Source organism: Pseudothauera nasutitermitis (assembly GCF_004801295.1).
Lineage (GTDB): Bacteria > Pseudomonadota > Gammaproteobacteria > Burkholderiales > Rhodocyclaceae > Pseudothauera > Pseudothauera nasutitermitis.
In genome coordinates this window covers 417,179-434,956 of the sequence record NZ_SSOC01000003.1, presented here as the reverse complement: position 1 = coordinate 434,956, position 17,778 = coordinate 417,179, and the positions used below count along the sequence as shown (strand labels likewise).

The 17,778-nt window shown below is 69.4% G+C and carries 15 protein-coding genes and 1 tRNA gene; 13 read left to right on the top strand and 3 right to left on the bottom strand.

What is annotated here, in order from left to right:
• Positions 1 to 52 precede the first annotated feature (52 nt).
• Complete coding sequence (gene rlmD, locus E6C76_RS09345; protein ID WP_136347950.1) at positions 53 to 1,384, top strand: 23S rRNA (uracil(1939)-C(5))-methyltransferase RlmD; 1,332 nt, start codon at positions 53 to 55, stop codon at positions 1,382 to 1,384.
• 55 nt (positions 1,385 to 1,439) lie between these two features.
• Positions 1,440 to 1,527 (top strand) — tRNA-Ser (locus E6C76_RS09340).
• A gap of 8 nt (positions 1,528 to 1,535) precedes the next feature.
• Here E6C76_RS09340 and E6C76_RS09335 read toward each other — a convergent pair.
• Complete coding sequence (locus tag E6C76_RS09335; protein ID WP_136347949.1) at positions 1,536 to 2,699, bottom strand: HD-GYP domain-containing protein; 1,164 nt, start codon at positions 2,697 to 2,699, stop codon at positions 1,536 to 1,538.
• 138 nt (positions 2,700 to 2,837) lie between these two features.
• On the opposite strand from E6C76_RS09335, the gene E6C76_RS09330 reads away from it, so the two are divergent.
• From E6C76_RS09330 to E6C76_RS09285, 10 genes are all read left to right on the top strand, one after another.
• Positions 2,838 to 3,419, top strand: a complete 582-nt coding sequence (locus tag E6C76_RS09330; protein ID WP_136347948.1) for a pseudouridine synthase — start codon at positions 2,838 to 2,840, stop codon at positions 3,417 to 3,419.
• 31 nt (positions 3,420 to 3,450) lie between these two features.
• Positions 3,451 to 3,915: a DUF192 domain-containing protein gene (locus tag E6C76_RS09325; protein ID WP_136347947.1), complete on the top strand. Its 465-nt coding sequence runs from the start codon at positions 3,451 to 3,453 to the stop codon at positions 3,913 to 3,915.
• A gap of 127 nt (positions 3,916 to 4,042) precedes the next feature.
• Positions 4,043 to 5,185, top strand: a complete 1,143-nt coding sequence (flhB, locus tag E6C76_RS09320; RefSeq protein ID WP_136347946.1) for a flagellar biosynthesis protein FlhB — start codon at positions 4,043 to 4,045, stop codon at positions 5,183 to 5,185.
• Between the two features lie 20 nt (positions 5,186 to 5,205).
• Complete coding sequence (gene flhA, locus E6C76_RS09315; RefSeq protein WP_136347945.1) at positions 5,206 to 7,311, top strand: flagellar biosynthesis protein FlhA; 2,106 nt, start codon at positions 5,206 to 5,208, stop codon at positions 7,309 to 7,311.
• Positions 7,312 to 7,458: 147 nt separating this feature from the next.
• A complete protein-coding gene (gene flhF, locus E6C76_RS09310; RefSeq protein WP_136347944.1) occupies positions 7,459 to 8,904 on the top strand; it encodes a flagellar biosynthesis protein FlhF in 1,446 nt (481 codons plus the stop codon).
• A gap of 2 nt (positions 8,905 to 8,906) precedes the next feature.
• On the top strand, positions 8,907 to 9,707 hold the full coding sequence (locus tag E6C76_RS09305; protein WP_136347943.1) for a MinD/ParA family ATP-binding protein: 801 nt from the start codon (positions 8,907 to 8,909) through the stop codon (positions 9,705 to 9,707).
• 128 nt (positions 9,708 to 9,835) lie between these two features.
• Positions 9,836 to 10,606, top strand: a complete 771-nt coding sequence (locus E6C76_RS09300) for an RNA polymerase sigma factor FliA (protein WP_136348183.1) — start codon at positions 9,836 to 9,838, stop codon at positions 10,604 to 10,606.
• A 29-nt stretch (positions 10,607 to 10,635) separates the two neighbouring features.
• Positions 10,636 to 11,376, top strand: coding sequence for a flagellar motor protein (locus tag E6C76_RS09295; RefSeq protein WP_136347942.1), 741 nt, complete (start codon positions 10,636 to 10,638; stop codon positions 11,374 to 11,376).
• A gap of 16 nt (positions 11,377 to 11,392) precedes the next feature.
• The gene (motD, locus tag E6C76_RS09290) at positions 11,393 to 12,244 is read left to right on the top strand and encodes a flagellar motor protein MotD (RefSeq protein WP_136347941.1); all 852 of its coding nucleotides are present in this window, start codon (positions 11,393 to 11,395) and stop codon (positions 12,242 to 12,244) included.
• 67 nt (positions 12,245 to 12,311) lie between these two features.
• Positions 12,312 to 12,758, top strand: a complete 447-nt coding sequence (locus E6C76_RS09285; protein ID WP_136347940.1) for a bacteriohemerythrin — start codon at positions 12,312 to 12,314, stop codon at positions 12,756 to 12,758.
• A 39-nt stretch (positions 12,759 to 12,797) separates the two neighbouring features.
• Here the strand turns inward: E6C76_RS09285 and parC are convergent, their stop codons facing one another.
• On the bottom strand, positions 12,798 to 15,128 hold the full coding sequence (gene parC, locus E6C76_RS09280; RefSeq protein WP_136347939.1) for a DNA topoisomerase IV subunit A: 2,331 nt from the start codon (positions 15,126 to 15,128) through the stop codon (positions 12,798 to 12,800).
• An 83-nt stretch (positions 15,129 to 15,211) separates the two neighbouring features.
• Here parC and E6C76_RS09275 point away from each other — a divergent pair, with 83 nt between their 5' ends.
• Positions 15,212 to 15,703, top strand: coding sequence for a phosphate-starvation-inducible PsiE family protein (locus E6C76_RS09275; RefSeq protein ID WP_331000010.1), 492 nt, complete (start codon positions 15,212 to 15,214; stop codon positions 15,701 to 15,703).
• A gap of 50 nt (positions 15,704 to 15,753) precedes the next feature.
• Here the strand turns inward: E6C76_RS09275 and E6C76_RS09270 are convergent, their stop codons facing one another.
• The gene (locus E6C76_RS09270) at positions 15,754 to 17,733 is read right to left on the bottom strand and encodes a DNA topoisomerase IV subunit B (RefSeq protein WP_136347938.1); all 1,980 of its coding nucleotides are present in this window, start codon (positions 17,731 to 17,733) and stop codon (positions 15,754 to 15,756) included.
• Positions 17,734 to 17,778 lie beyond the last annotated feature (45 nt).

Sequence of the window (17,778 nt, the reverse complement as noted above, 5' to 3'; positions counted from 1 at the left end):
GCGCCCGTGTCTGCCGGTAGAATTGCGGCCTTTCCCCGCCGGATCGTCTTCCATGCCCGTCACCGTCGTCGAATCCCTCGATCATGAAGGCCGGGGCGTCGCCCGCGTGGGCGGCAAGGCCGTGTTCATCGAAGGGGCGCTGCCGGGCGAGCGGGTGGAGTACGAGGTGCTGCGCAGCCGGCCGAACTACGAGCAGGCCCACACCCTGCGCGTGCTCAGGCCCAGTGCCCAGCGCGTGGCGCCGCCCTGTCCGCACTACGGCGTGTGCGGGGGCTGTTCCATGCAGCACCTGGACGCGGTGGCGCAGGCCGCGGTGAAGCAGCGCGTGCTGGAAGACGCCCTGTGGCACGTCGGGCGGGTGCGTCCGGGCATCGTGCATGCCGCCATCCACGGGCCGGCCTGGGGCTACCGCGAACGGGCGCGGCTCACCGTGCGTTTGGTGCCCAGCCAGGGCGGCGTGCTGCTCGGTTTCCATCAGCGCCGTTCCAGCTACGTGGCCGACATGCAGGTGTGCCCGGTGCTGCCGCCGCACGTCGCCGCCATGCTGCCGGCGCTGCATGAACTGGTGGCCGGTCTGTCGATCGCCGACCGCCTGCCGCAGATCGAACTGGCCTGCGGCGACGAGGCGACGGTGCTGGTGTTCCGCATCCTGCGCCCGCTCACCCAGGCGGACACCCGGCGCCTGCTGGCTTTCGCCGGGCAATGGCAGGTGCGCGCCTGGGTGCAGCCCGAAGGGCCGGACAGCGCCTGTCCGCTGCAGCCGGACGACGAGCCGGGGCTGTACTACACGCTGCCGGAATTCGGCCTGCGCATGGAGTACCGCCCCACCGATTTCACCCAGGTCAACGCGCGCATCAACCGCCTGCTGATCCGCCGCGCCATGCAGTTGCTGGCGCCGAGTGCGGGCGAGCGCATCGCCGATCTGTTCTGCGGGCTGGGCAACTTCAGCCTGCCGATCGCGCGCGCTGGCGCGCAGGTGGTCGGCGTGGAGGGCAGTGATGCGCTGGTGCGCCGCGCGGGCGAGAACGCCGGGCGCAACGGCCTGGCGGCGAACGCGCGTTTCTACGCGGCCAATCTGTTCGAGGCCACCGAGGACAGCCTGGCGGCGCTCGGCCCGCTCGACAAGATGCTGATCGATCCGCCGCGCGAGGGCGCCATCGCGGTGGTCAAGGCGCTGGGCGCGCAGTGCCGGCCGGCGCGTATCGTGTATGTGTCGTGCAATCCGGCCACGCTGGCGCGCGATGCGGCGGTGCTGGTGCATGAGAAGGGCTACGCGCTGCGCGGCGTCGGCATCGCCAACATGTTCCCGCAGACCTCGCACGTCGAATCGGTGGCGCTGTTCGAATACGCGGGCGAACGACCGGCCGGGGCTTCGCGGGTATAATCCGGCGTCCCGGCGCAAGGCCGGCGGTTGCCCGGTGGCGACCGGACCAATCCAAGGAAGCGTGGCAGAGTGGTCGATTGCACCGGTCTTGAAAACCGGCAAGGGGCAACCCTTCGTGAGTTCGAATCTCACCGCTTCCGCCAGATCCCGCTCAGTGCAGCGGGGCCTCGGGCTCCTCGCCATATCCCCACAGCAGGGACCAGTCGTAATCCGGCGGCGGCAGCAGCGGATCGTCGTGGGCGTAGCGCTGGATGCGGCATTCGTGCGTGTTCAGCGGCCGCTGGCGCGGTGCGCGGTGCGGGCGGCCGCGTGCGTCGCACAGCGACAAGGCGTGGCGCGGCGTGCCGTTGCCGCCGGGGCGGCGGTGGATGACCGCCAGTTCGCCGTTGGACAGGCGCACCGTGCTGCCGGGCGGGAAGCTGCCCAGCCGGTGGGCGAGCAGGCGTACCAGATGCGGGTCCAGGCGCTCCAGGTCTTCGCTGAAGACGTGGCGGATCAGTTGCTCGGGATGGGCAGCCTTGCCGATGTTCCAGTAGCGCGGGGGGCGGTTGATGCGTCCGCGCAGGCGTGCGGCGAATACGTCCGCGACGCGCAGGATGCGCGCGCCCAGCGAGATGTCGCCACGCCGCAGCCCCAGCGGATAGCCGCTGCCGTCGATGTTCTCGTGGTGTTCGGCCACCGCGCGCAGCCAGTCCTCGGGCAGGCTGCCGCAGCCCGCGAGCAGTTCGGCGGCCCGCCAGGGGTGGGCGAGCAGGGCCGCGCGCCGTTCGTCGTCGGGGGGCTCGCGCAGGCCGTGCATGTGGTCGTGCAGTGCCAGGCTGCCGAGGTTCATGGTCAATGCGGCGCCGATCAGGTGGGTCGTCGCGCTTTGTCCCAGGCCGTGCGCGTGGCCGATCTCGGCGGCGAACAGGGTGGCGAGCAGCAGGTGGTCGACGGCCGGAGATACCAGTTGGGCCAGCCGCGCATAGCCGATGCAGGCATCCGGATCGAAGCGCCAGGCGGCGTGGCAGTGCGCCGCGAGCTCCAGGAAGGCGCTGGCGGGTGGCGGGGTGCCGTCGGTGACCAGGGTGTCGAGCATGGCCAGGGCTTCGCCGATGTCGCGCAGCGTGCGCAGCGGTTCGGGCTGGGTCGTGCTCGGCGCCTGGCCCGCGCGGCAGTAGAAGCGCCGGGCGATGGCGGTGGTGTCCCGCGCCTGGCCGAGTGGGGTGCCGGCGCGGGCGAGCAGGGTGCCGCGTTCGTCGAACAGGTCGCAGGGCGCGGGGTGGCCGGCGAACGTAGGGGGAAGCAGGATGGGGCGCAGCAGCAGGGCGGACATGGGGCGCTTTCCGGATGGCTGTTTGGCGTTCGTTGTGCGAGAACCGTGCCAGCCTGTCTTGCCGGTGCCCCGGCGGGAGGTTTCGCGTTACCCTTGCGGCCTCGTCCGCAGCGGGGCCGGTGGGCCGGCCCGTCGTCCATGTCGCGTCTGATCCTGCTCAACAAACCCTATGGCGTGCTGTGCCAGTTCACCGATGAGCAAGGCCGCCCCACGCTGAAGGATTACGTGCTGGTGCCGGGCGTGTATGCCGCCGGGCGGCTGGATACCGACAGCGAGGGCCTGCTGCTGCTGACCGATGACGGGGCCCTGCAGCACCGTATCGCCGATCCGCGCCACAAGCTGCCCAAGACCTATCTGGCGCAGGTGGAGGGCGAGGCCGATGAGGCCGCGCTGGCGGCGTTGCGGCGCGGCGTGGACCTGGGCGATTTCGTCACCCGGCCATGCGCGGTGCGCCGTGTGGCGGAGCCGGACTGGCTGTGGCCGCGCGATCCGCCGGTGCGCTTCCGCAAGAGCGTGCCGACCTGCTGGCTGGAGATCGTCCTGCGCGAGGGCAAGAACCGCCAGGTGCGCCGCATGACGGCCAGGGTCGGCCATCCCACCCTGCGCCTGCTGCGCGTGGCGATCGGCGACTGGCGCTTGCAGGGTCTGGCGCCCGGGCAATGGCGCGAGGAGGCCGCCCCGGTGGTGGTGCGCGCCGCCGCCGGACGCCGCCGCGGGTAGAATGTCAGCCTCCGTCGCCGCAGGAAGGAGCATGCAGATGTCCGCCGTTTTCCCCCGTTCGCGTTTCGTGTCGGCCATGCTGTGCGCCGCCGCGCTGTGGCCGCTCGCCGCGTCCGCGCAGATGCCGGTGGCCGAACTGGGGCTGGGCATGTACCGCATCGAGGCGGAGGTGGCGCATACCCCGCAGACCCGCCAGACTGGCCTGATGAACCGGCACGAGATGCCCCAGCAGCGCGGCATGGTGTTTGTGTTCGACATGGCGGCGCGCCACTGCATGTGGATGCGCAATACCTTCATTCCCCTGTCGGTGGCGTTTCTCGATGAGGAAGGGCGCATCCTCAACATCGCCGACATGACCCCGCACAGCGAGGACAACCACTGCGCGGCGGCGCCGGCGCGCTACGCGCTGGAGATGAACCAGGGCTGGTTCGCCGCCAAGGGCATCGGCGCGGGCGCCCGCCTGCGCGGGCTGGAGCGCCTGCCCGCGCCACGCTGAAGCGCCGAATAGGCGCCCTTTTCTCCGCTTTATCGACCGGCAAGTCTTGCCGGGTGCTGGCGATAATTGCCGCATGTATTGATCCGTCCGCGCCGCATGGGGTGGCGCGACGGAAGCGGAGCCCGTCATGGCCGACGAGAGCAGCAGCGAAGACAAAACAGAACAGCCAACTGGCAGGCGACTGGAACAGGCCCGGGAAGAAGGGCAGGTACCCCAGTCGCGCGAGTTGTCGACCTTCCTGGTGGTGATGACCGGGGTGGCCACGCTGTGGGCGCTGGGCGGCTGGATGGCCGAGCGCATGTACCGGCTGATCCGCAAGGGGTTCACCTTCGAGCGCGAGGCGGCGTTCGACCACACCTTGCTGCTCGAACGCCTGCACGATCTGCTGGGCGGCGCGCTGTTCACCCTGGCGCCGTTGTTCCTGGCGCTGCTGGTGGCCGCGGTGGCCTCGCCGATCCTGCTCGGCGGGCTGGTGTTCTCCCCCAAGGCGCTGGGTTTCAAGTTCGAGCGCATGAACCCGATCAAGGGGCTCGGGCGCATGTTCTCCACCCACGGGCTGATGGAGATGGTGAAGGCCATCCTGAAGGCGCTGATCGTCGGCGGAGTGGCGTCGATGGCGCTGTGGAGCCTGCGCGACCACATCTTCGACTTCATGACCCAGCCGCTGGAGGTGAGCATGCCGGACTTCATGTCCACGGTGGCCTTCACTTCCCTGCTGATCGCTTCCAGCCTGGGCCTGCTGGCCCTGCTGGACGTGCCCTTCCAGCTGTACCAGTACCAGAAGAAGCTGCGCATGACCAAGGAAGAGGTCAAGCGCGAGAACAAGGAGCAGGAGGGCGATCCGCACGTCAAGGGCCGCATCCGCGCGATCCAGCGCGAGATGGCGCGCAACCGCATGATGGCGGCGGTGCCGCAGGCCGACGTGGTGGTGACCAACCCGACCCACTTCTCGGTGGCGCTGAAGTACGACCCGGAAAAGATGGGCGCGCCGGTGGTGCTTGCCAAGGGGCGCGGCGAACTGGCGCTGAAGATCCGCGAGATCGCCAAGGAAAACGACGTGCCGCTGCTCGAGGCGCCGCCGCTGGCGCGTGCGCTGTACACGCATTGCGAACTGGAGCAGGCCATTCCCGCCGCGCTGTACACCGCGGTGGCCGAGGTGATGGCCTACATCTACCAGCTCAACAACTGGGTGGGCGGCGGCGGGCCGAAACCGGAGGCGCCCGTCGACCTGCAGGTGCCGGAAGGCATGGACCCGGGCTCGCCCGACTGAAACAGGGACTGCAAGCGTAAATGAACGACATCCTGAACCTGCGCGAGATGTTCTCCCCCGCGCGCCTGCGCCCGATGGCCGCACCGCTGCTGATCGTCATCGTCCTGGCGATGATGGTGCTGCCGCTGCCGGTGTTCCTGCTCGACGTGTTCTTCACCTTCAACATCGCCGTGTCGGTGATGGTGATGATGGTGGCCATGTACGCCAGGAAGCCGCTGGAGTTCTCGGTGTTCCCCACCGTGCTGCTGGTCACCACACTGCTGCGCCTGTCGCTCAACGTGGCCTCCACGCGCGTCGTGCTGATGGAAGGCCACGCCGGCGGCGATGCCGCCGGCAAGGTCATCGAAGCCTTCGGTGCGGTGCTGGTGGGCGGCAACACGGCGGTGGGCATCGTGGTGTTCGTCATCCTCACGGTGATCAACTTCATCGTCATCACCAAGGGCGCCGGGCGGATCGCCGAAGTGAGCGCGCGCTTCACCCTGGACGCCATGCCCGGCAAGCAGATGGCCATCGACGCCGACCTCAACGCCGGCCTGATCGACGAGAAGGAGGCCAAGCGCCGCCGCAAGGAGATCGCCCAGGAATCCGACTTCTTCGGCGCCATGGATGGTGCCTCGAAGTTCGTGCGCGGCGACGCCATCGCCGCCATCCTCATCCTCATCATCAACATCATCGGCGGCCTGTACGTCGGCGTGGTGCAGCATGACATGGCCGCGGGCGACGCCGCGCACACCTACACCCTGCTGACCATCGGCGACGGCCTGGTGGCGCAGATTCCCGCGCTGATCATCTCCGTGGCCGCCGGCCTGATGGTCTCGCGCGTGGGCGACGATGGCGACATCGGCAGCCTGGTGATGGGGCAACTGTTGGTCAACCCGCAGGTGATGTTCCTCACCGCCGCCATTCTCGGCGTGCTCGGCGTGATCCCCGGTATGCCGCACTTCGTCTTCCTGCTGCTGGCCGCCGCCATCGCCTGGCTGGGCTGGACACTGCGACGCAAGCAGCAGACCGTCGAGCCGGAAGAGGCCAGGGCCGCCTCGGCCGCCGCCCAGCAGGCCGCCGCCGCGCAGCAGAACGAGGCCCAGGAGGCCAGCTGGAACGACGTGGCGCCGGTGGACGTGCTCGGCCTGGAAGTGGGCTACCGCCTGATCCCGATGGTGGACAAGGGCCAGGACGGCGAATTGCTCAAGCGCATCCGCGGGCTGCGCAAGAAATTCGCGCAGGAAGTGGGCTTCCTGTCCGCCCCGGTACACATCCGCGACAACCTGGAACTCAAGCCCAACGCCTACCGCATCGCCCTGAAGGGCGTGGAGATCGGCAGCGGCGAGGCCTATCCCGGCCAGTTCCTGGCGATCAATCCGGGCCGCGTCAGCGGCACGCTGCAGGGCCGCGAAACCAAGGATCCGGCCTTCGGTCTGCCCGCCGTGTGGATCGAGGCCGGCCAGCGCGAGCAGGCGCACGCGCTGGGCTACACCGTGGTGGACGCCAGCACCGTGGTCGCCACCCACCTCAACCACCTGATCCTCAATCACGCCGCCGAACTGCTCGGCCGCCAGGAAACCCAGGCGCTGCTCGACCACATCGGCAAGGAATCGCCCAAGCTCATCGAGGATCTGGTGCCCAAGGTGCTTTCCGTGTCCACCGTCCAGCGCGTGTTGCAGAACCTGCTGGAAGAAGGCGTCAACATCCGCGACATGCGCACCATCATCGAAGTGCTCGCCGAACACGCGGCGCGCACCCAGGATCCGGTGGAGCTCACCACCAAGGTACGCGAGGCGCTCGGCCGCGCCATCGTCCAGGGCCTGTTCCCGGGCAGTGCGGAGATGCAGGTGATGGCGCTGGAGCCGGGGCTGGAGCGCATCCTGCTGCAGGCCATGAGCGCGGGTGCCGAGGGCGGCGCCATCGAGCCGGGGCTGGCCGACACCCTGCTGCGCCAGACCGCGCAGATCGCCCAGCGCCAGGAAGACATCGGCCTGCCGCCGGTGCTGATGGTGCCGGTGCAGCTGCGCATGCTGCTGTCGCGCTTCCTGCGCCGCGCGGTGCCCTCGCTGAAGGTCATCGCCAACTCCGAAGTGCCCGAGTCGCGCACCATCCGCGTGACCGCGATGATCGGCGCCAACGGCTGATCCCGTGCGCCGGCGCAGGCCGGCCCGCTGCGCTGCTGACGGGGAATAGGCGGGGTAAATCCGGTTTATTCCACCCTATCCCCGCCGCCTCCCGCGCCCATAATCGGAACCATCCTGCGCTGCGAGCGCGGTCGTTGGAGAATCACCATGAACGTCAAACGCTATTTCGCCCGTACTGCCCGCGAGGCCCTGCGCGAGCTCAAGGAAGAGCTCGGCGCGGACGCCATCGTCCTGTCCAACCGGGCGGTGGAAGGCGGTGTGGAGATTCTGGCGCTGCCCTCCGACGCGGTCGGCTCGCTGCCTTCCACGCGCCCCGCACGTGCGCCGGCTCCCGCCGCCGCACCGGTGGCGCCGCGCGTGGAAGACGCGGACGACGACTACCGTGTCAGCCTGCGCGCCGCACCGGCCCGCCAGAGCGCCCCGGTGATGCGCCCGTTCAGCCCGCCGCGCGTGGAACAGGCCGACTACCCGCCGCCGCGTTCGCGCGCGTCGGTGGCTGCCGACCCGTGGGCCGAGGCGCTCGCCGCCGCGCGTGCCGCCGCCCCGGAACCCGATCGCCCCGCGCCGCTGCGCGAGAGCGAAGCGCCGCGCCGCGCGTCCGCCGTGAATGAACAACGCGACAGCCGCGAGCAGGATGCCCGCGTGCGCGAACTGCAAGAAGCCAACGGCAAGCTGATGGCCGAACTCTCCGGCATCCGCGGCATGATCGAACGCCAGCTCGCCGGTTTCGCCTGGGGTGAGGCCCGCCGCCACGCCCCGGCACGCGCTGATCTGGTCGGCGAACTGCTGGAGGCCGGCTTCTCCGCCCAGCTGGCCCGCCGCCTGGTCGAGGCCATCGCCGAGGACGCCAGCCCGGACGCCGCACGCGGCGCGGTCAAGAATGCGCTCAACCGCGAACTGCGCGCGCTGTCCTCCGACGCCGACCTGATCGACCGTGGCGGCGTGTACGCCCTGGTCGGCCCCACCGGCGTGGGCAAGACCACCACCACCGCCAAGCTCGCCGCGCGCTGCGTGGTGCGCCACGGCGCCGACAAGCTTGCACTGATCACCACCGACGGCTACCGCATCGGCGCGCAGGAACAACTGCGCATCTACGGCCGCATCCTCGGCGTGCCGGTGTTCTCCGTGCGCGACGCCGCCGACCTGCGCCAGACCCTGGCCGAACTGCGCAACAAGCACATGGTGCTGATCGATACCGTGGGCGTCAGCCAGCGCGACCGCATGGTGGCCGAACAGGCCGCGATGCTGCTGGGTGCCGGCAACGTGCGCCGCCTGCTGCTGCTCAACGCCACCTGCCGGGGCGACACCCTGGACGACGTGGTGCGCGCCTACAAGGGCCCGGGCCTGGCCGGCTGCATCCTCACCAAGGTGGACGAGGCCGCCTCGCTGGCGCCGGCCATCGACGTGGCGGTGCGCCGCGAACTCGAACTGTTCTACGTGGCCAACGGCCAGCGCGTGCCGGAAGACCTGCACCTGCCCAACCGCGCCTACCTGCTGCATCGCGCCATGCGCGAGCAGGCCGAAGGCTCGCCGTGGAAGCTGCAGGGCGATGAAGCCGGCCTGATGCTGGCCGCCGGCGGCCTGGGAGCCTGATCATGATCGACCCGCGCGAAGACCAGGCGGCCGGCCTGCGCCGGTTGTTCCGCCGCGCGCCGCCGGTGGTCGTGGCGCTGTACGCCACCGGCCGCCACGGCGCCCACAATGCGTTGCGTACCGCACACGGCATCGCCGGGCGCGCCGAACGGGTGATCCTGCTCGACGAGGCGCCGGGCGAGGCCAGCTTGGCCGCGCGCCTGGGGCTGCCCGCCGGCCCCGATCTGCTCGGCGTGCTGGATGGCCGCGTCACCCCCGGCGAAATCCTCCAGCCGGTGCCCGGCCTGCTCGGCCGCGTGTCGATCTCGGCCGCCGCGCTGGCGCTGCCGCTGCTCGACGAAGACCGCCGGGAGGCGCTGCTGGGCGCCCTGCACCAGATGCAGCGCCACGCCGGTTTCCTGCTGATCCACGCGGCGGGCGACTCCGCCGGCGATCCGTCGCCCTTCGTGTATGCCGCGCCGCGCCGCCTGGTGGTGGCCGAGGCCAGCGCCAGCGGCGCGACCGAAGCCTACCGGGTGATCAAGCAACTGGCCTCGGCCGGGGCCGGTTCCCTGCACGTGGCCGTGGCGCGCGCGCGCAGCCGCGCCGACGCGGCGGCCTTCTTCGCCAGCCTGGAAGAACTGGTGCGCCGCCACGTGGGCGTCGCGCTGGCCTGGCTGGGCGAGGTGGAGCGCGACGATCTGGCCGCGGGCCTGGCCCATCCGGCCGCCGAATCCAGTCCGCGTGAGGCCGAGCACGCCTTCCTGCGCCGCCTGTCGGCGCTGGGGGCCGCTCAAGTGCCGCGCGCGGCCCTGCGGAGGTAATGATCATGTTCGGCCTGACGTATCCTTCTGGTCAGAGCGGCCAGGGTGCGGGACAATGGCGCGACGCCGGCACGCATAGCGCTCCGGCGGCCAGGACCTCCCGCAGGAAGAAGATTCAGGTCACGTGGATGTACGACGCCGAAGGTAATCTCGACAAAGACCATCTGGTGGAGTCCTACGCTCCGCTGGTCAAGCGCATCGCCTATCACCTGATGGCGAAGCTGCCGGCCAGCGTGGACGTGGAGGATCTGATCCAGAACGGCATGATGGGGCTGCTCGATTCGATCAACCGTTATGAAGACGGATTGGGCGCCCAGTTCGAAACCTACGCGGTGCAGCGCATCCGCGGCGCCATGCTCGACGGCCTGCGCGAGAACGACTGGCTGCCGCGCAGCCTGCGGCGCGACATGCGGCGCATCGAGGGCGCCATCCACGCGCTGGAGCAGCAGCACGGCCGTCCGCCCACCGAGGTGGAACTGGCCGAGGCGCTCGACCTGCCGCTGGGCGAGTACCAGCGCCTGCTGCAGGACGCGCGCGGCTACCAGCTGGTGCATTTCGAGGATTTCACCGACGGCGAGGGCGAGGATTATTTCGAGCGCCACCTCGGCGTGCATGAGACCAACCCGGCCGATCTGCTCGAAGACGCCGACATGCGCAGCAGTCTGGTGCGCGCCATCGGCGAACTGCCCGAGCGCGAGAAGCTGGTGATGGCGCTGTATTATGACGAAGAACTCAACCTGCGGGAAATCGGCGAAGTGCTCGGGGTGACCGAATCGCGCGTCTGCCAGCTGCACAGCCAGGCCGTCGCCCGTCTGCGTGCACGCGTGCTCGGCGAAGGCGCGCCGGCCCCGGTGGCGCCGCGTCGCGGACGGCCGCCCAAGCAGGCCAGCGGCGGTTGAACCGCGAATTCTAGGCACGGAGGAACTGCATGGACGGCATCAGTCTGGTCGGTCTCGCGCTTGGCATGGTCGCCATCCTGGTCGGCCAGGTGCTCGAAGGCGGCCATGTCTCTTCGCTGATCCAGCCCACCGCGGCCCTGATCGTGTTCGGCGGCACCTTTGGCGCGGTGATGCTGCAGAGCCCGCTGCGCGTGTTCGTCGATGGCATGAAGATGAGCCGCTGGGTATTCGTGCCGCCGCGGGTCAATCACGCGACGCTGATCACCATGGTGGTGAGCTGGAGCCACACCGCGCGCAAGGAAGGCCTGCTCGCCCTGGAAGGACAGATTCCGCGCCTGCCCGAGCCCTTCATGCAGAAGGGCCTGCAACTGCTGGTCGACGGCGTGGAGCCCGACCGTCTGCGCGACGTGATGGACGTGGAGATCGGCGCCTGGGAGGCGCAGATGAAGCAGTGCGCAAAGGTCTGGGAGGCCGCCGGCGGCTACGCGCCGACCATCGGCATCATCGGTGCGGTGCTCGGGCTGATCCACGTCATGGAAAACCTTTCCGACCCGTCCAAGCTGGGTGCGGGCATCGCCGTGGCCTTCGTCGCCACCATCTACGGGGTGGGGGCGGCCAACCTGATCTTCCTGCCCGTGGCCAAGAAACTGCTGGCGCACATTTCAAGCATGGTGTCGCAGCGCGAGATGCTGGTCGATGGCCTGGTGGGCATCGCCAACGGCGACAACCCGCGCATCATCGAAGGGCGCATGCAAGGCTACATCGTCTGAGGGCGGGGCGCACACCATGGCACGGCGCAAGGCGGAAGAAGAGCACGACAACCACGAGCGCTGGATGGTTTCCTATGCGGATTTCCTGACGCTGTTGTTCGCCTTCTTCGTGGTGATGTATTCGCTGAGCTCGATCAACGAAGGCAAGTACCGCATCCTCTCGGAATCCATCGTGCAGGCCTTCCGCAGCGGCGCGCTGTTCGATGGCGCCCAGCAGGTCGTCGAGCCGGTGGTGATTTCCGGCTCCATCGTGCAGCCGGTGGCACGCACCCCCGAGCAGGTCGAGGCCGAGAACCAGCGCCGCCGGACCGCGCAGCGCATGCGCGACATGGCCAGCGAAATCCGCCGCGTGCTCCTGCCGCTGACGCGCGATGGACAGGTCACGGTGACCGAGGGCGCGCACGGCATCACCGTGGAAATCAACGCCAGCGTGCTGTTCGCCCCGGCCGAGGCCGCGCTCGGCAGCGAGGCGGTTTCCGCGCTGCGCGCGGTGGCCCAGGTGCTGGCCCCGGCCAGTTTTCCGGTGACCATCGAAGGGCATACCGACAACCTGCCGATCAACAATTTCCGCTTCCCGTCCAACTGGGAGCTTTCCGCGGTGCGCGCCTCGTCGGTGGTACGCCTGTTCGTCGAGTCCGGGGTGAATCCCGAGCGCCTCACCGCCGCCGGCTACGCCGACCAGCGTCCGGTGGCCGACAACGCCAGCGAGGCGGGGCGGGCGCGCAACCGCCGGGTGACCATCCTGATCGAATCCAGGCTGGCCGAGCCGCAGCCCGGCGACGCGCCCGGCCGCATCCGCGCCGACGACCCCATGCGCTCCCTGCTGCCCGGAGAGGAAAACGCCGCCACCCCTGCCGGGCCGGGTTGATGCCGGTCAACGCGGCGTTGGATGGTGCGCTGCATCATTCCGCCGTGCAGGAGCCGGAGCGCGGGTCATGGCGGAATTGTTCCGCTGGAGCAGGGAATTCAACGTGGGCATCGCCCCGATCGACGAGCAGCATGTCGAACTCGTCGGTCTGCTCAATCGCCTGCATGCGGCCGTGCGGGAGCAGCGCGGCGTCGAGGCGGTGCGCGACGCGCTGGACGAACTGGTGGCCTGTACCCTGAACCACTTCGCCGACGAGGAGCGCCTGATGAGCCAGGCGCGCTATCCTGCGTACGCCGAACACCGCATCCACCATGAAGCGCTGACCGCCCAGGTGCGCGCGCTGCAGCGGCGCCTGGAGAGCGGCGAAACCACGATCAGCTTCGAACTGCTGGATTTCCTGCGGGTCTGGCTGATGCGCCACATCGGCGAATCCGACCGGCGCTTCGGCGAGTGGTACCACCGCGAAGGCGCCGGGCGTGCGGGGGAATCGCCGTGGTGGTGCTTCTGGAAGTGAAACGGGCGCCGGTGGGCGCCCTGGAAAACCACCGGGCGCTCAGCCCTCCATGCGGTCCGGCTTGATCTTCGGCGCCAGCGCCATGCCCTTGGCGGTGCGCCGGTGGCGCAGGGTTTCGCGCTGGGCGGGCTTGAGCTCGATGGTGATGACCTTGCCGCCACGGCCGATGCCCTCGATGCGCAGGACGGCATCGTCCGCCGGCACCGCCACGGCGGCGAGCGCTTCGCGGTCTTCCAGCTTCATGACGATCACCCCGCGCCCGCCGGCCTGCACCTTCATCTCGCTGCGCGCGAACACCAGGATGCGGCCGTTTTCCGATACGGCGGCGATCCAGTTGCCGCGCGCCGGCGCCGGGGCGAGCACCTTCTCGCCCTTTTCCAGGGTCATGAAGGCCTTGCCGGCGCGCTGCCGGCTGGTGGCGTCGGCCAGCGCGCAGAGGAAGCCGTAGCTGCCGGAATTGGCGAAGAACCAGTTCGATTCGGGGGCGGCGGAGAGCACCTGGGCAAGCTTGCCGCCATCCTGGAATTCCACCAGCGTGGTGATCGGCGTGCCGTCGCCGCGCCCGCCGGGCAGGTCGGATACCTTCACCGTGTAGGCGCGCCCGTTGGTGTCGATGACCACCAGCGGCCACACCGTGCGCGTTTCGATCAGGGCGAAGGCGAAATCGCCGGCCTTGTAGCCGATGCTCGCCGGGTCGATGCCGTGGCCCTGGCGGCTGCGCACCCAGCCGTTCTTCGAGACGATGACGGTGACCGGCTCGTCGGCCACGCTGATTTCGGCGGCGGCCACCGGGGCCACCGTCTCGATCAGCGTGCGGCGCTCGTCGCCGTACTTCTTGGCGTCGTCGGTGATCTCGCGCAGGATCAGCCGGGTCATCGCCCCGCGGCTGTCGAGCAGGTGCTGCAGGCCCTCGCGTTCTTCCTTGAGCTCGGCCAGTTCCTTCTCGATCTTGAAACCTTCCAGGCGGGCGAGCTGGCGCAGGCGGATTTCCAGGATGTCCTCGGCCTGCACTTCGCTGAGGCCGAAGGCGGCGATCAGCGCGGGCTTGGGCTCGTCGGATTCGCGGATCACGCGGATCACTTCCTCGATGTGCAGGAAGGCGATCATGCGCCCTTCGAGGATATGGATGCGCCGGTCCACCTCGCTCAGGCGGTGGCGGGTGCGGCGATCCACGGTGCGGAAGCGGAAGTCGATCCACTCGCGCAGGATCTGCACCAGATTCTTCTGCTGCGGGCGGCCGTCGGTGCCGATCATCGTCAGGTTGACCGAGGTGCTGCTTTCCAGCCCGGTGTGGGCGAGCAGCACGGCCATGAATTCGTCGCGGTCGATGCGGCTGGAGCGCGGCTCCAGCACGATGCGCACCGGTGCGGCTTCGGACGATTCGTCGCGCACGGTTTCCAGCACGCCCAGCACCAGCTGCTTGAGCTGCTTCTGCTCCTGGCTGACCTCTTTCTTGCCGGCGCGCGGCTGCGGGTTGGTGAGCGCCTCGATCTCGGCGAGCACCTGGGCGGTGGACACGCCGTGCGGCAGTTCATGCACGATGACGCGCCACTGGCCGCGCGCCATTTCCTCCACGCGCCAGCGTGCGCGCAGGCGCAGGCTGCCGCGTCCGCCGGTGTAGGCATCGCGGATGGCTTCCGGCGAGGAGATGAGCTGGCCGCCGCCGGGGAAGTCCGGCCCCGGCAGCAGGGCGAGCACGTCGTCCAGCGTGGCTTCCGGGTTGCGGATCAGGTGGCAGACGGCCTCGGCCACCTCGCGCAGGTTGTGCGGCGGGATTTCGGTGGCCATGCCCACCGCGATGCCGGAAGCGCCGTTGAGCAGCACGAAGGGCAGGCGCGCGGGCAGCAGTCTGGGCTCCTGGAAGGCGCCGTCGTAGTTGGGAGCGAAATCCACCGTGTCGCGGTCGATCTCGCCGAGCAACAGTTCGGCGATCGGCGTCAGGCGGCATTCGGTGTAGCGCATGGCGGCGGCGGAGTCGCCGTCGCGCGAGCCGAAGTTGCCCTGGCCGTCCACCAGCGGGTAGCGCAGCGAGAAATCCTGCGCCACGCGCACCATGGCGTCGTACACGCTGGAATCGCCGTGCGGATGGTACTTGCCGATCACGTCGCCGACCACGCGGGCGGATTTGACGTGCTTGGCGCCGGCCGCCAGGCGCATCTCGTTCATGGCGTAGAGGATGCGGCGCTGCACCGGCTTGAGGCCGTCTTCCACCTGCGGCAGGGCGCGCGACTTGACCACGCTCATGGCGTAGGCCAGGTAGGCGCGCTCGGCGTAGCGGTCCAGCGGCAGGGTGCCGTCGTCGCCGGGCGCCTCGCTCTGCTCCGGCGGCGCGGGTGGATTGGCAAACAGGTCCAGGGTGTCTTGGCTCATCGGCAGATCCTGCGGTGAAGCGGGCGGCGCGCGGGCGTGGCGGCCGTCGGGTTTGTCAGGGCGTGCCGCACGCGGTAGGCTGAATGCATGGCACGCATTGGGGGGCGACGATGAAGGGCAACGAGGACGACGATCCGCACTGCCGGTTTTCCACCGGGCACCGCGACCGGCTGCTGGACAGCCTGCACACCGTGATCCGCCAGGCGGTACGCGTATTGTCGGTGCTGATGATGCTGGTGATCCTGCTGGGCACCGTGGACGTGCTCTGGGTGATCTACCAGCGCCTGGCCGAACCGCCGCACATGCTGCTCGGCATCAGCGACATCTTCGCGATCTTCGGTGCATTCCTGGTGGTGCTGATCGCCATCGAGATCTTCGTGAACATCTCGCTGTACCTGCGCGACGACGTGATCCACGTCAAGCTGGTGGTGGCCACCGCGCTGATGGCCATCGCGCGCAAGGTGATCGTGCTCGACTACAACACCATCGAGCCCGCCTACGTGTATGCCACCGCGGCCACCGTGCTGGCGCTGGGCGTGACCTACTGGCTGGTGAGTCAGCACGCACGCACCTGAAATCGCCGAAGGCGCAGCGCAGCGGGGCAGGGCCGTTGCCATCGGCGGCCTCAGATGTCGGCCTCGACCGAGTCGCCGTTCTCCTCCATCCAGGCCCGCCGCCCCGAGGCCTCGCCCTTGCCCATGAGCAGGGTGAACATGCGCAGGGTGTCGTCGAGCGAGCCGGCGCGCACGGCCACCGGCAGCACGCGCCGGGTGGCCGGGTCCATGGTGGTTTCGCGCAGCTGGTCGGGGTTCATCTCGCCGAGGCCCTTGAAGCGGCCCACTTCGATGCTTTCCGGGCGGAAGCCTTCCTTTTCCATGCGGTCGCGGATCGCCGCCAGTTCGCCGTCGTCCAGTGCGTACAGGCGGCGGGCCGGGCGCTTCTTGCCCTGCGCGGGCACGTCCACGCGGTACAGCGGCGGCTGCGCCACGTAGATGTGGCCGTGCTCGATGAGCCGGGGAAAGTGGCGGAAGAACAGGGTGAGCAGCAGGGTCTGGATGTGCGCGCCGTCCACGTCGGCATCGGACATGATGACCACTTTGCCGTAGCGCAGGCCGGAGAGGTCCGCCTCGCCGCCGGCGCCGTGCGCGTCCACGCCGAGGGCCACGGCGATGTCGTGGATCTCGGCGTTGGCCAGCAGGCGGTCCGGATCGACCTCCCAGGCGTTCTGCACCTTGCCGCGCAGCGGCAGGATGGCCTGGGTTTCCTTGTTGCGCGCCATCTTGGCGGAGCCGCCGGCCGAGTCGCCCTCGACCAGGAAGAGTTCGTTCTCGGCGATGTCCTCGGATTCGCAGTCGGACAGTTTGCCGGGCAGCACGGCGACACCGGAGCTTTTCTTGCGCTCGACCTTTTGTGCGCTCTTCTGCCGGGCCTGGGCCTGGCGGATGGACAGTTCGGCAATCGCCTTGCCGGCCTCGACGTGGTTGTTCAGCCAGATTTCGAAGGGGTCGCGCACCTGGCCGGAAACCAGCTTGACCGCCTCGCGCGAGTTCAGCTTTTCCTTCACCTGGCCCTGGAACTGCGGGTCGAGCAGGCGGGCGGAGAGCACGAAGCTCATGCGCCCGCACACGTCCTCCTGCTGCAGCTTGACGCCGCGCGGCAGTAGGGCGTGGTGCTCGATGAAGGCCTTGACCGCCTCGAACACCCCGGCGCGCAGGCCGGATTCGTGCGTGCCGCCGGCCACCGTGGGGATCAGGTTCACATACGATTCGCTGGGCACGGCGGACTCGAACCAGGCAATCGCCCAGGCCGCGCCCTCACCCTTGGCGAAGCTGGCATCGTCGGCGCCGGCATAGCCTTCGGCGGTGTAGATGGGCGCCACCGCTTCCAGGTCGCCGGCCAGTTCCTTGAGATAGCCGGCCAGGCCTTCCGGGTAGCTCCAGCGCTTGGTCTGCAGGGGGGCGGCGGCTTGTTCGAGGTCGAGCTGCACGGCCACGCCGGGCAGCAGCACGGCCTTGGAGCGCAGCAGGCGCTCGATTTCGGCGATGGGGATGCGGGGCGAATCGAAGTACTTCGGATCGGGCCACACGCGCACCCGCGTGCCGCTTTGCCGGCCGCAGTCGCCCAGCGTGCGCAGTTCGCCGATGCGTTCGCCGCCGTCGTTGAATTCGATGGCGTAGTGCTTGCCTTCCCGGCGGATTTCCACCTCGATGCGCGTGGACAGCGCGTTGGTGACCGACACGCCCACGCCGTGCAGGCCGCCGGAGAAGGCGTAGGCCGAATTGCCCTCGCGCTTGTTGAACTTGCCGCCGGCGTGCAGGCGGGTGTAGGCCAGCACCACCACCGGCACGCCTTCCTCCGGGTGCAGGCCGACCGGAATGCCGCGCCCGTCGTCGGCCACGCTGATGGAGCCGTCCAGGTGCAGGGTGACGTGGATCTTCTTGGCGAAGCCGGCCAGCGCCTCGTCGGCGGCGTTGTCGATGACTTCCTGGACGATGTGCGCCGGGCTGTCGGTGCGGGTGTACATGCCCGGGCGCTCGCGCACCGGTTCGAGTCCTTTGAGGACGCGGAAGGAGGATTCGTCGTACTGCTGCTTGTTGCCTGTCATCGCGGAGCCGTCGGTGTGGGACGGGCGCAAGGATAAGGCGGGAGG